10 protein-coding genes are annotated in these 13,187 nt (G+C 39.5%); 5 read left to right on the top strand and 5 right to left on the bottom strand.

Annotated elements, in window-relative coordinates; genetic code table 11:
• Positions 1–18 precede the first annotated feature (18 nt).
• The 3 genes from A3IA_RS0107260 to A3IA_RS0107250 all read left to right on the top strand — a co-directional run bounded on the left by A3IA_RS0107260 (position 19) and on the right by A3IA_RS0107250 (position 2,453).
• A complete protein-coding gene (locus tag A3IA_RS0107260) occupies positions 19–990 on the top strand; it encodes an acetylxylan esterase (RefSeq protein ID WP_018380664.1) in 972 nt (323 codons plus the stop codon).
• A gap of 17 nt (positions 991–1,007) precedes the next feature.
• On the top strand, positions 1,008–1,445 hold the full coding sequence (locus A3IA_RS0107255; RefSeq protein ID WP_018380663.1) for a NanQ anomerase/TabA/YiaL family protein: 438 nt from the start codon (positions 1,008–1,010) through the stop codon (positions 1,443–1,445).
• A 111-nt stretch (positions 1,446–1,556) separates the two neighbouring features.
• Positions 1,557–2,453: an ROK family protein gene (locus tag A3IA_RS0107250; protein ID WP_018380662.1), complete on the top strand. Its 897-nt coding sequence runs from the start codon at positions 1,557–1,559 to the stop codon at positions 2,451–2,453.
• 937 nt (positions 2,454–3,390) lie between these two features.
• Here the strand turns inward: A3IA_RS0107250 and A3IA_RS0107245 are convergent.
• On the bottom strand, positions 3,391–3,732 hold the full coding sequence (locus tag A3IA_RS0107245) for a hypothetical protein (RefSeq protein ID WP_018380661.1): 342 nt from the start codon (positions 3,730–3,732) through the stop codon (positions 3,391–3,393).
• Positions 3,729–4,091, bottom strand: a complete 363-nt coding sequence (locus tag A3IA_RS0107240; RefSeq protein ID WP_018380660.1) for a hypothetical protein — start codon at positions 4,089–4,091, stop codon at positions 3,729–3,731. The genes A3IA_RS0107245 and A3IA_RS0107240 overlap by 4 nt, the downstream gene beginning before the upstream one ends.
• Positions 4,092–4,237: 146 nt before the next feature.
• Here A3IA_RS0107240 and leuS point away from each other — a divergent pair, with 146 nt between their 5' ends.
• The gene (gene leuS / locus A3IA_RS0107235) at positions 4,238–6,739 is read left to right on the top strand and encodes a leucine--tRNA ligase (RefSeq protein WP_026217613.1); all 2,502 of its coding nucleotides are present in this window, start codon (positions 4,238–4,240) and stop codon (positions 6,737–6,739) included.
• A 1,029-nt stretch (positions 6,740–7,768) separates the two neighbouring features.
• Here leuS and A3IA_RS0107230 read toward each other — a convergent pair.
• Positions 7,769–8,215, bottom strand: coding sequence for a TetR/AcrR family transcriptional regulator (locus tag A3IA_RS0107230; RefSeq protein WP_156802421.1), 447 nt, complete (start codon positions 8,213–8,215; stop codon positions 7,769–7,771).
• 348 nt (positions 8,216–8,563) lie between these two features.
• Here A3IA_RS0107230 and A3IA_RS0107225 point away from each other — a divergent pair, with 348 nt between their 5' ends.
• Positions 8,564–10,882: a SpaA isopeptide-forming pilin-related protein gene (locus tag A3IA_RS0107225; RefSeq protein ID WP_018380657.1), complete on the top strand. Its 2,319-nt coding sequence runs from the start codon at positions 8,564–8,566 to the stop codon at positions 10,880–10,882.
• Positions 10,883–11,143: 261 nt separating this feature from the next.
• Here the strand turns inward: A3IA_RS0107225 and A3IA_RS0107220 are convergent, their stop codons facing one another.
• On the bottom strand, positions 11,144–12,190 hold the full coding sequence (locus tag A3IA_RS0107220; protein WP_018380656.1) for an aldose epimerase family protein: 1,047 nt from the start codon (positions 12,188–12,190) through the stop codon (positions 11,144–11,146).
• 13 nt (positions 12,191–12,203) lie between these two features.
• Complete coding sequence (locus A3IA_RS0107215; RefSeq protein WP_018380655.1) at positions 12,204–13,118, bottom strand: ArsR family transcriptional regulator; 915 nt, start codon at positions 13,116–13,118, stop codon at positions 12,204–12,206.
• Positions 13,119–13,187 lie beyond the last annotated feature (69 nt).

Here is a 13,187-nt window from a genome sequence, read left to right as displayed (position 1 = left end):
AAAGAAGGTTATATAGAGATGAAAGATACCATGACCTTAACTGCTATGCAGACTTACCAAGGTAGGCAAGATGTTCCAGATGATTTTGATGAGTTTTGGCAGAAGAATATAGCAGCCCTACCAGATCAGTTTGATCATGTGATTGAAGAGCAGGATTTTAACACACCTAATCTTCGCTGCATTGACCTGTACTTTAAGGGGACGAACGATGGGAATATCTATGCCCGTTGTATCTTGCCAAAAACCAGTGAAAAAGTACCTGTTATTTTTCACTTTCATGGCTATATGGGACAAAATCCAGACTGGTCAGTTTTATTTTCATACGCAGCCTTAGGCTACGGTATCGTGGCTATGGATGTGCGTGGGCAATCCGGTCGTTCCCTAGACAATGCTGTCTTTAATGGAAATACGGTCAAGGGGCAGATTATCCGTGGGATGATAGATGGTCCTGACGCGCTATTTTACAAAGATATTTACTTAGATGTTTATAGTTTGATTGAAATTGTAGCAACATTTGATGAGGTTGATGAAACTCGCTTTTCTAGTTATGGTGGTTCACAAGGTGGTGCTCTAGCTTTAGTGGCTGCAGCCCTCAACCCAAGAATAAAAAACTGTGTAACCATTTATCCATTTTTAGGTGATTTCAAACGTGTGCTGGAGTTGGGCAATCATAGTGAGGCTTATGATGAATTGTTCCGCTATTTCAAATTTCATGATCCTTTCCATCAAACAGAGGACAATATTTTGAAGACCTTGTCCTACATTGACATTAAAAATTTCAGTCATTTGATTAAGTGCCCAGTGAAGTTTGTCACCTGCCTAGATGATGATGTTTGCTTCCCATCAACGCAGTATGCCATTTACAATAGATTGGAAACTGAAAAAGAACATCTTTTACTGCCAGAATACGGACATGATGCGGTTAATGTTCAATTAAATGATACAGTCTTTAATTGGTTGACAGGTTCACGCATTACGTTTGAAATTTAAGAAATAGGAGATAAGTTATGGAATGTTATCAATCAATTAACAGCGTTGACAATCATGCCTTGCTAGATTTGATTAAACCGATTCTTGCTGATTTAGACGGTGCGACCCTTGAAAAAGGAATGCATGCGGTGGATGAAGACCTTTACTACAATGTCATTGAGTACACCTCAACCACTCCTGACCAACGCGTTTGGGAGAGTCACCGTCGTGAATATGATGTTCACTACATTATTTCAGGAGAAGAACGCATTTACCACAATTTTCTAGATCAAATGGAGCTAGGCGATTATGATTCAGAAAGCGACTGGCAACAGATGACAGGTTCTCATGCTAGTGAAATAGTCCTATTTCCGGGAAACCTTTTGATACTTGATGCTAATGATGCGCATAAGACAGGTCTCATGGTGAATGATTCAGTCGCTATCAAAAAAATTGTTTTTAAAATTAAATTGTAAAAGATTTCTAGACAATACTTGTCTAGAGATTGACTAGAATGCTTGGATGAGATGAGAAACTCAATTTGGTTTGGGGGATTATCCCATCCTTTTTTGGCTAAGGAGTAAGGTATGTTGTTATTAGGGATTGATATTGGTGGTACCAGTATTAAGAGTGACATTTATGATGAAAAGGGATGTTCTCAGAAATACTTTCAAGAAAGAGAGACGCCTGTAGACTTAGAAAAAGGTACCAATCAGATTGCCGACTGTATTTTAAATATTATTACTGACTACCTTGATAGAGGTATTGCATTAGCTGGAGTGGGTATTTCAAGTGCAGGTGTCATTGATGCTACTTTAGGAGAGGTTGTCTATGCAGGTCCAACGATTCCTGATTATAAAGGAACAGCTCTGAAACAACTGGTTGAAGAGACGTTCAATCTTCCCTGCGCGGTCGAAAATGATGTCAACTGTGCAGCTCTTGGGGAATCTTGGTTAGGTGCTGGTAAAGGGGCTTCAAGTTTGGTCTGCTTAACAGTCGGTACGGGAATTGGCGGAGCCATCGTTTTGAATGGAAAAGTTTGGAGAGGGTTTTCGCATTCGGCTGGGGAGGTGGGTTATCTCCCTGTTCAAAATGATGCTTGGCAAAATAAAGCCTCTACAACAGCTATGATTAAGGATTATTGTCAACAAAAAGACCTGCCAACTGCTACAGGAAAGGCTGTTTTTGATGCCTATGATGGGGGCGATGACATTGCCAGTGCTGTGATTGATCAATTTGTCAATCATTTTGTAGAGGGCTTACTGCCAATTTTATATCTTATTAATCCTGAGAAATTACTTATTGGAGGTGGTATTCTAGCTCGGTCAGAGATTTTATTACCTCGAATTAGTCAGCGTTTAGAAAGTGCGCTGCAAGCGACTCAGTTTTTACCAAAAGAGCTAGAAAGTACCAAGTTGGGAAACGAAGCAGGTAGGATTGGAGCAATCTACTGGCTCTTACAACAAAAAGAGCTACTCGGCTGACCCTATCAATAGTTATCAAACTCTTCAAAAAATCCAGTTTAAACCTTGCTGACCTGATTTGCCCAACTTCAGCTTTATCTGCATGGAGGTCACCTCTCTAATTTTGATTTTCCTTGAGTATCCATAAAGCGTCGCTTCCTCTTCCACCTATTTGGTTGACCTGTCCCTTGCTGGAGTGAGGTTGATTGCAGCTGATAGAGGTTATAGTCTTTTGAATTCCCTTTGATACCTCGTCACTTTCGGCTTGTCCTACACAAGTACTGTCTGCATTTCAGTGCCTTGTCGGAAAGTTAATTCATTTGACTATAATACTCAAAATCGTCTGACATCAGACTAACAGAAATCACCTAAAATCAAGGCTACTAAACCTTTGATTTTAGGTGATTTTGCTATTTTACCGCCAGATAAAAACAGATTATGGTCTTTTGAATGCCTTTTGCCCCCTCGTCACTTTCGGCTTGCCCTACTCAAGCACTGTCCTCGTCACAGTTTCTTGTCTGAACGTTAGTTCCTTTGACTATAGTAAAGTTGATGATTATGGCTGCTAGATAAAGGAAAACACTGCTAAGAATGACCTATTTCTTAGCTGATAAGACTCTTCAAAATCAAGTTTATAGCTTGTTGACTTGATTTAATGAACTTCGCTTCTAATTGCCTTGTCTGATTTTGATTTTCCTTGAGTATACGTTTGGGATAGATTTAAATGGTACTTGTCTCAATATGATGATTAAAGCTACCAATAAAGACACTGTTTTGCCGCGTAGCTTGGAGGCGGTCTAAAAAGAAAGCATGTATGGGTAGTTCCTGCGGTATGGAGGTTTTTTAGTCAGATGATGATCTAGTTGCTCTTTTACTCGACAGTTAACTATTGTTAATAATCTTAGTGAACTCACTTACGATTGTTTTGCTGTATCATCGATAGAAATACTGTCAACAATCAGAATTTACCACGAAGATGATTAATAAGAGCCAGTATACCAAGGGTAAGGCTAGCTATGGATAAAGGAAACAGCGATAGCGGAATCTTATCTGTTACAAAATAATCCCAAATGGGTGATAAAATAATGATAAAAACTATAGCGATTAAAAAGCGATAGCGAAACTTGGTTTTCATTTTATGGTTAAGCACAAGAGGAAGGAGAAAGAAGTTACTTAACTGAGAAAAGCCGAATGTTGGAACAATATCAGGAAAGAGTAGCAATGTCAGGGCAAATGCTCCACATAAGCTAGCATTGAGCAGGCAGAAAGCCTCCCAATAGTAGAAGAATTCTTTTTTCATTGTGACGTATTCTTTCTTTTTTGATAGCGATAATTCCCTATTGTAAGTAAGCCAAAGAATAAGCTAAGAAGAAAAATCTGTTGTGTGCTTGGATAGATTCTGATGGGGACAAGCGTTTCGATAATAGGATTGACAACAAGGATCAGCAAAAGGGCAATAATCAAAAGATAGCGAGTCTTGAGTTTTATTTTATTGCTGATGAGAAAAGGTAGCCAAAACATGTAGCAGAAGGTATTAGTATCCCAAATTGCTAGATGGTCAGGAAATAATAGGTTGGCAATGGCTGTAACCAGACAGAGCGTGGCATTGATGACACAAAAAGATTGCCAGTAGTAAGCGAAATTCTTTTTCATATCCATAGTGGTAGCTCCAGCTTTTTTCTTTAGTATAGCGCTTTCAAGGATGATTATCAAGGTTTTCTAAATTTTCTAAAGGAGATAGACCGCTAAAATGCCATTAACATGATATAATGGAGACATCATACAAAAATTGGAGTGAAATAGCTATGAGTACCTATAATCATGGAATAATCGAGCCTAAGTGGCAAAAATACTGGGCGGAACATCACACCTTCAAAACAGGTACGGATACCGAAAAACCTAATTTTTACGCCCTTGACATGTTTCCTTATCCAAGTGGAGCAGGACTTCACGTTGGTCATCCCGAAGGGTATACAGCGACTGATATTCTTAGTCGTTTCAAACGTGCGCAAGGCTACAACGTCCTTCACCCTATGGGGTGGGATGCCTTTGGTTTACCTGCTGAGCAGTACGCGATGGATACTGGTAATGACCCTGCGGAGTTTACTGCGGAAAATATCGCCAATTTCAAACGCCAAATCAATGCGTTAGGATTCTCCTACGACTGGGATCGTGAAGTCAACACGACTGACCCTAACTATTACAAGTGGACCCAGTGGATTTTTACCAAACTCTATGAAAAAGGCCTAGCCTATGAAGCTGAAGTTCCTGTCAACTGGGTTGAAGAACTTGGTACAGCGATCGCCAATGAAGAAGTCTTGCCTGACGGCACTTCTGAACGTGGAGGCTATCCAGTGGTTAGAAAACCAATGCGCCAATGGATGCTCAAAATCACAGCCTATGCAGAACGCCTTTTAGAAGATTTGGAAGAAGTCGACTGGCCAGAATCCATCAAGGACATGCAGCGCAACTGGATTGGTAAATCAACTGGTGCTCACGTGACTTTCAAAATCAAGGATACAGATAAAGCATTTACTGTCTTTACAACGCGTCCAGATACACTTTTTGGTGCTACTTATGCTGTTATGGCACCGGAGCATGAGTTGGTAGACGTCATTACTACAGAAGCACAAGCTGAAGTTATTGCCGAATACAAACGCACTGCCAGCCTAAAATCAGATTTAGCACGTACGGATTTAGCCAAAGAAAAAACCGGAGTTTTCACCGGAGCTTACGCTATCAACCCTGCCAATGGTAAAGAAATACCAATCTGGATTTCTGACTACGTTCTTGCAAGCTACGGAACTGGTGCTATCATGGCTGTACCTGCTCATGATGAACGTGACTGGGAGTTTGCTAAACAATTTGACTTAGACATCATTCCTGTTTTAGAAGGTGGTAATGTCGACAAGGCAGCCTATACCGAAGATGGACTTCACATTAATTCAGGATTTCTTGATGGGCTTAACAAGGAAGAAGCTATTGATAAGATGGTTGACTTCCTTGAGGAAAATCATTTTGGTAAGAAACAAGTCAACTACCGCTTGCGTGACTGGCTCTTTAGTCGTCAGCGTTACTGGGGCGAGCCAATCCCAATCATTCATTGGGAAGATGGTACTTCAACAGCAGTTCCAGAAAGTGAATTGCCACTTGTCCTTCCTGTAACCAAAGACATTCGCCCTTCAGGAACTGGAGAGTCACCACTTGCCAATATCACTGACTGGCTTGAAGTGACACGTGAAGATGGTGTCAAGGGGCGTCGTGAAACCAACACCATGCCGCAATGGGCCGGTTCAAGCTGGTACTATCTTCGTTATATTGATCCACACAACGATGAAAAATTAGCTGATGAAGACCTTTTGAAACAATGGTTGCCAGTTGATATCTATGTTGGTGGGGCTGAACATGCCGTTCTTCACTTGCTTTACGCTCGCTTCTGGCACAAGGTTCTCTATGACTTGGGAGTTGTTCCGACCAAAGAACCATTCCAAAAACTCTTTAACCAAGGAATGATTTTGGGAACAAGTTATCGTGATAGCCGTGGAGCGCTCGTTGCGACGGACAAGGTGGAAAAACGTGACGGGTCATTCTTCAATATCGAAACAGGGGAAGAGCTTGAACAAGCACCTGCTAAAATGTCTAAATCTCTCAAAAACGTTGTCAATCCTGATGATGTGGTTGAGCAGTACGGTGCAGATACACTTCGCGTCTATGAGATGTTTATGGGACCACTTGACGCTTCAATCGCCTGGTCTGAAGAAGGTTTAGAAGGAGCTCGCAAGTTCCTCGACCGTGTTTACCGTCTCATTACGACTAAAGATATTTCGTCGGAAAATAGCGGAGCTTTGGACAAGGTTTATCATGAAACCGTTAAAGCTGTGACAGAACAAATTGAAGAACTAAAATTCAACACAGCTATCGCCCAACTCATGATCTTTGTGAACGCAGCCAATAAAGAGGACAAACTCTTTGTGGACTACGCCAAGGGATTCGTTCAGTTGATTGCACCATTTGCACCACACTTGGGTGAAGAGTTGTGGCAATCCTTGACCGAGTCAGGTCAATCAATTTCACATGTCGCTTGGCCAACATGGGATGAAAAGAAACTCGTTGAAAACGAAATCGAAATTGTTGTTCAAATCAAGGGGAAAGTGCGTGCTAAATTAGTCGTTCCAAAAGACGCCAGCCGTGAAGAACTCGAAGCGCTAGCTATGGCAGATGAAAAAGTCAAAGCTGAAATTGAAGGCAAGGACATCATTAAGGTTATCGCAGTGCCGAATAAACTAGTCAATATTGTTATCAAATAATCAATTCACTCGCACATTTTCACCTGAAGCAGTCGGAGAAGTGAGCCTTTCAACCCAACAAATAGATTGACTGACCTTCTTCTAAAGTCAATATGGTGAACATAGCGAAAGCTGTGCATTGTTGCAATCATAACGTAAAACACGCCTCATTCTTTTTAGAGTGAGGCGTGTTTTTATAGGAGTTAAAAGGCTATCGCTAGTTTATGGCTAATGCTTTATGAAGGTTGGGAAAAAACACATGCTTTTTTGACCGTACTTTCTTTTCATATCGTGGAGCGATAGAAATTTTTGAGCTGAAATGAATTTTTGAATACAAGTCATAATAACTTTTGTAAACCAAACGCTATAAAAGGATATGGATAGTTTGATGCATTCTAGCAAAGCGAAATAAGCATACGCTATCATAGGGATAGTTCTTAAAAGAGGCTGTACCGCCACTTTAGCTTTTAAGGATAAGGCAGCAATAGAAGCTGCTATAACTTGGGGCAGATGACCGAGTAAACTATAGTCTTTTGAATTAAGGTTGAGACATCGTTACTTTCGCCTTGCCCTACTCAAGTGCTGCCCGCGTCTCAGTTCTTTGTCTCAAAGTTAATTCATTTGACTATATTGTCGCTATTTGATTTCTGATAATAACAACCTCTTTTTGCTTTATGAAGTAGCTAGGGGAGCTGTTTCTATGTATAGTCTTTTGTATTAACTGTGATACGTGGTCACTTTCGACTTGTCCTACTCATACTCTTCTAAAATCAAAAGCAGACGTCGTTAACTTGATTTGATGAAGACAGTTCTATCTGTTATCTGTGTCGGCTAGCCTGCTTTGGATTTTCATTGAGTATCAAGCACTGTCTGCGTCTTTGTTTGTTCCTTGTTCTGAAAGTTAATTCGTTTGACTATAATTACCAATTAGCGCAGATAGCTTGGTAACATAAGATAGTTATAAAAAGGAACAAGCTCTAATAAGTGGGGAATACCTTCAGGGCTTGTTTCTTTTTATAACTACTGCATTAGAGGGTTGGGATAATACCGTTAAATCTTAACAGACTTGAGAATATAAGTTGCAATTTTATCTGGTGGTGTCTGCACATCATTGATTATCCAAGTTGTAATGATAATTTTAATCGTAGTAATATAGACTTCGAGTGAATAAATAAAAGGAAGCTGATAAGCCTGTTCTAATTGTTCTTTTATATCATCAATCCTTGAGTTCATGACAGTTGTCCTGATATAGTTTGTTAAGATATTGTCAATATTAGGATAATAATGAATAAAAGGGAGTATGATGTCATGATTATCTCTTATATAGGTTAACATTTCAACAATGACATCAAATCCAAACTCGAGATCATTAGTCAATATTTTAGTAATATCATCGAGGATAATAGTAATCGATTGTTCAATAAAATCCTCTTTTGACTCATAATATTTATAAAAGGTTTGTCGACTGATGCGGGAGGCAAATGCAATTTGGGCCACTTTAATCGATTTAATCGTTTTGGTCTGTTTTAAAATATTAGAAAATCCCCTAATAATTCTTCGTTCGGTTATCTGATTATGATGCGGATAACTACTTTTTGTCACTTTTATTTCACTCCGATGTCACACACAAAGGTTGGAAAAAGGGCAACATTTGCTTTGTTTGTGAATATTTTTAGATTTTCGAAACATTATATAAGAAAAAAATTCTTTAAAGGTGACAAAAAACAAAGAAATGTAAATATTAAAATTTTTAAATAATATAAACTAGTTGCTAGTAACGGTTATTATGATGTTTAGCTGTTACCTATTATTTTGCTTTACATAAAGAAAGGAATGGGATTAAATATGTTTTATAAGGGTAAACATGATAGTTCTCAAACACAACAACGCTACTCAATCAAGAAACTTAGCGTAGGCACAGCATCTGTTTTGGTAGGTATTGCCTTTTTAGGTATGAATACTCAAGCAGTATCTGCTGATCAAGTTCCATCAGACAACGCAGCTTCAATTGTTAATCAAGACGTTGTCGGCAGTGCCTCAGCAACTATTGCTGTTAAAGACAATGCTTCAAACCCAGTAGCTGGCGCAACAGTTGAATTGTTAGCAGCAGATGGTTCAGGTCGTCAAGTTGCGACTGATGAATTTGGTAATGCTAACTTCACAGATGTGAAGCCAGGAAACTATTCAGCAGCAGTTGCAACTGTACCAGAAGGCTATGAAGCAACAGGTTTCCGTCCAAGCTTTTCATTGAAAAACACTGACCATTATGAAGATTTCATCAACGTTAATAAAGTTGAGAAAGCTAGTGAGCCAGTAGTAGAAACACTAAAAGAAGATGAAGTAGTTGGTAACGCCTCAGCAACTATCGCTGTTAAAGACAATGCTTCAAACCCAGTAGCTGGCGCAACAGTTGAATTGTTGGCAGCAGATGGTTCAGGTCGTCAAGTTAAAACTGATGAATTTGGTAACGCTAACTTCACAGATGTAAAACCAGGTAAAGGTTACACAGCAGCTCTAGCTTCTGTTCCAGAAGGTTATGAGTTGAACAGCTACCGTACAGCAGCTTTCGACTTAGACAATGCTAATCACCATGAAGACTTCATCTCTGTTGATAAAGCTCAAAAAGAAGCACCAAAAGAAGAGAAAGAAGTTGGTAACGCCTCAGCAACTATTGCTGTTAAAGACAATGCTTCAAACCCAGTAGCTGGCGCAACAGTTGAATTGTTAGCAGCAGATGGTTCAGGTCGTCAAGTCAAAACTGATGAATTTGGTAATGCTAACTTCACAGATGTAAAACCAGGTAAAGGTTACACAGCAGCCCTAGCTTCTGTACCAGAAGGCTACGAATTGAACAGCTACCGTACAGCAGCGTTTGACCTAGCAAACACAGATCACCACGAAGACTTCATCTCTGTTGATAAAGCTCAAAAAGAAGCACCAAAAGAAGAGAAAGAAGTTGGTAATGCTTCAGCAACCATCAAAGTTGTTGATAACGGCTTCAACCCAGTTGTCGGTGCAACAGTTGAATTGTTGGCAGCAGATGGTTCAGGTCGTCAAGTTAAAACTGATGAGTTTGGTAACGCTAACTTCACAGATGTAAAACCAGGCAAAGGTTACACAGCAGCGCTTGCCATGGTTCCAGAAGGTTATGATTACAACAGCTACCGTACAGCAGCGTTTGACCTAGCAAACACAGACCACCACGAAGACTTCATCTCTGTTGATAAAGTTCAAAAAGTGGCACCAAAAGTAGACGAAGAAGTTGGTAATGCTTCAGCAGCTATTAAAGTTGTTGATAATGGCTTCAACCCAGTAGTGGGTGCAGTTGTTGAGTTGAAAGCAGCAGATGGCTCAACTCGTCAAGTAACAACAGATGAGTTTGGTAACGCTAACTTCACAGATGTAAAACCAGCTAAAGGCTACACAGCAACTCTAGCTTCTGTACCAGAAGGTTACGAGTTGAATAGCTACCGTACAGCAGCGTTTGACCTAGCAAACACAGACCACCATGAAGACTTCATCTCTGTTGATAAAGTTCAAAAAGTGGCACCAAAAGTAGACGAAGAAGTTGGTAATGCTTCAGCAACCATCAAGGTTGTTGATAATGGCTTCAATCCGGTAGTAGGTGCAGTTGTTGAGTTGAAAGCAGCAGATGGCTCAACTCGTCAAGTAACAACAGATGAGTTTGGTAACGCTAACTTCACAGATGTGAAGCCAGGTAAAGGCTACACAGCATCTCTAGTTTCTGTACCAGAAGGTTACGAGTTGAATAGCTACCGTACAGCAGCGTTTGACCTAGCAAACACAGATCACCATGAAGACTTCATCGCTGTTGATAAAGTTCAAAAAGCTGACAAACCAAGTCAAGAACAACCAAAAGAAGAACAAGGTAAAGATAATTCTGGTAAATCAGACAAGGGAGACCAAAAAGCTACTGACAAATCAGATAAAGGCACTCAAAAAGCTGCTGATAAATCAGAAGTAAAAGCTTCATCTGTCAAAGCAACTCGTTCTGCTGAAAAACCAGAAGCAGCAAAATCTGCAAATGGCGATCAATTACCAAGTACTGGTGAACAATCATCATCAACAGCAGTTGTAGCAGGTTCAGCTATTGCACTTGCTTCATTAGGCTTTGCAGTGTCACGTCGTCGTAAAGAGGACTAATCCTCCCTCTAGTTTATCCTTAGAAAAAACAATTTAGTGTCCATACGATTTCACGACAAGGTTATCTCATTAATGAGATAACCTTGTTTTTGCATTTTTCGACTGTTGGTCAAGGATGATACGGTTTTTCGCCCCACTTTTGCACTGAAAAAGCCCTACAATCTCTGCGGTAGATACCCCACTACAGGAATAATAGAGCTAAAATGCTATGGTTAGTCGTTTTTTGTAGTTACAGTTAACGATTTGATTTTAAATGCTTTGTTAATGAATACTTACTTTATAAATGGTCTGGTAAGTTGCTGGTGTATTAGCTTTTAACACAGGAGATGGGAAGTTGGGGACATTAATAGCATTTGGGAAAAATTGTGTTTCAAGGCAGAAACCATGACGCTTTCCATAACTTGCTTGGGCTTTTCCCGGGTGGTTATTGAGAAAATTACCTGTATAGAACTGGACTCCTGGCAAATCAGTAAAGGCTTCCAGCCTGATTCCAGATTTATCCCCAATAACGGTCGCAAAAGCAGTTTGTAAATTTGGATTATCTAGGACAAGATTATGATCGTATCCGCCGGCAAATTGTAATTGCTCAAATGGCTGGTCAATATCTTGTCCAATGGTTTTAGGTTTTCTAAAATCAAAAGGCGTGCCTTCGACATCCGCGATTTGTCCAGTCGGGATTGATGTAGAATCTTTGATAGGTGTAAACGCACTAGCATTTAGCTGAAGAAGATGATTTTCGATGCTACCAGAAGCGTGACCGTTTAAGTTAAAGTAAGAGTGGTTAGTCGGACTTAATGGGGTATTTTTATCAGATAAAGCCTGATAAGTGATAGTGACTTGGTTGTCATCAGTAAGTCGGTAGGTGATTTTTAAAGTTAAATTTCCTGGATAACCTTGATCACCGTCAGAACTATCTAGCTTGAAAGTGACTTGATTACTTGATTCATCAAGGGATTCGACTTCCCAAATGCGTATTTGATAGCCATTAGGACCGCTATGAAGGTTGTTTTCTCCTTCATTTTTATCAATTTGGAAAGTTTCTCCATCGAGTGAAAAGCTAGCTGTTTCTGTCCGATTGGCAATACGTCCGATAGTTGCCCCAAAATAGGTGTCAGTGTTACGGAAGTATTCTTCGACAGTATCAAATCCCAAGACGATGTCTTGCAATTTGCCGTTTTTATCTGGCGTTTTGAAATTGAGAAGTGTCGCACCTAGATTTGAAACGACAATAGAGGTTTCGTTACCATTTGATAAAGTGATCTTGCTAATAGTGTCGTTAGGTGTGTTGACTTGTTGTGTTTGTAACATTTGTAGTTCCTTTCTATGATACGTAAAAATCAAAATTGATGTCTTGAGGATGGTTGCCCCAATTTTCACCAAAAATAGTTAATCCACCATATCGGTTTTCGATTTGTTCCACTTCGATTCTAAAAGTGATAAAATCTTCGTTTTCAATTTTAGTTTCTGTTAAATTGTGGTCAGAAACTTTGACACCATCGATGGAAGTATCGGAATGGTTGATGCGAATATGTTTTAAAAGACCATACTGACTGAATTCATCTGCCCACCAAGATGGTGTGTAGACACCTCGTACATCTGAAAAATTACCTGGGATGGTCATCGTACCAATTGGGATATTGTTTAAGATAAGTTTTAAATTGGTTGGCCAAGTATTATTGGAAATGGGAAATTCTGAGGCGACTTCTAAACTGATGTCGAGCATTTCTATTTTGTCACCGTTTTTTAAAGGTTTGGGAATCTTGTACTCCAAAAATCCTTGACTAAGCCAGATAAGACTGGCATCAACTCTGTTTTGATTGAGAAAAGATTTTGAATCATCAATGCGGCCAATTACTTTTTGGGATGTGGCTAAACCACAAGAGGGAGCAGCTGAAAAGTCTAAGAAATGTCCAATTCGGACACTTTCTCGGATTTTAGAGAGCTCGGGGAAAACGCGTTGCGGAAAATGTATGTTAATAGTATCAGTATTTAAACTGACAAACTTTTGCTTCCAGAATTCATTTTTTCCATAAGTCAAGGAAATCAAATCAGCGTTTTCTAAAACTTTGAGGTGTTTACTAAGACTCGAAGAACTGATTTGCAACTCCTCTTTTAAGCGATTGATAGGAACATTTTGAAATTCAATCAGTTCAATAATTTTTAAGCGATCAACGTGTGATAAAGCTTGGAAGATAGATAATGCTTTTTCATTTTGCTGTTTAATATCTATATCCATATGGATCTCCTTTAAGAAGTATAACTTTATTATAAAACGCTTTCTTTTAAATGTCAATTTCCAAAAAAA

The organism is Streptococcus thoraltensis DSM 12221 (assembly GCF_000380145.1).
GTDB lineage: Bacteria > Bacillota > Bacilli > Lactobacillales > Streptococcaceae > Streptococcus > Streptococcus thoraltensis.
Note: the sequence above shows the minus strand (reverse complement) of the source record. Positions and strands in the feature narration are given on the sequence as shown.

What these genes read in the sequence shown, in the direction of transcription:
- A3IA_RS0107220 (WP_018380656.1), bottom strand. Translation starts at nt 12,190, where the DNA reads ATGTTACAAACACAACAAGTCAACACACCTAACGACACTATTAGCAAG.
- A3IA_RS0107240 (WP_018380660.1), bottom strand. Translation starts at nt 4,091, where the DNA reads ATGGATATGAAAAAGAATTTCGCTTACTACTGGCAATCTTTTTGTGTC.
- leuS (WP_026217613.1), top strand. Translation starts at nt 4,238, where the DNA reads ATGAGTACCTATAATCATGGAATAATCGAGCCTAAGTGGCAAAAATAC.
- A3IA_RS0107215 (WP_018380655.1), bottom strand. Translation starts at nt 13,118, where the DNA reads ATGGATATAGATATTAAACAGCAAAATGAAAAAGCATTATCTATCTTC.
- A3IA_RS0107260 (WP_018380664.1), top strand. Translation starts at nt 19, where the DNA reads ATGAAAGATACCATGACCTTAACTGCTATGCAGACTTACCAAGGTAGG.
- A3IA_RS0107225 (WP_018380657.1), top strand. Translation starts at nt 8,564, where the DNA reads ATGTTTTATAAGGGTAAACATGATAGTTCTCAAACACAACAACGCTAC.
- A3IA_RS0107245 (WP_018380661.1), bottom strand. Translation starts at nt 3,732, where the DNA reads ATGAAAAAAGAATTCTTCTACTATTGGGAGGCTTTCTGCCTGCTCAAT.
- A3IA_RS0107255 (WP_018380663.1), top strand. Translation starts at nt 1,008, where the DNA reads ATGGAATGTTATCAATCAATTAACAGCGTTGACAATCATGCCTTGCTA.
- A3IA_RS0107250 (WP_018380662.1), top strand. Translation starts at nt 1,557, where the DNA reads ATGTTGTTATTAGGGATTGATATTGGTGGTACCAGTATTAAGAGTGAC.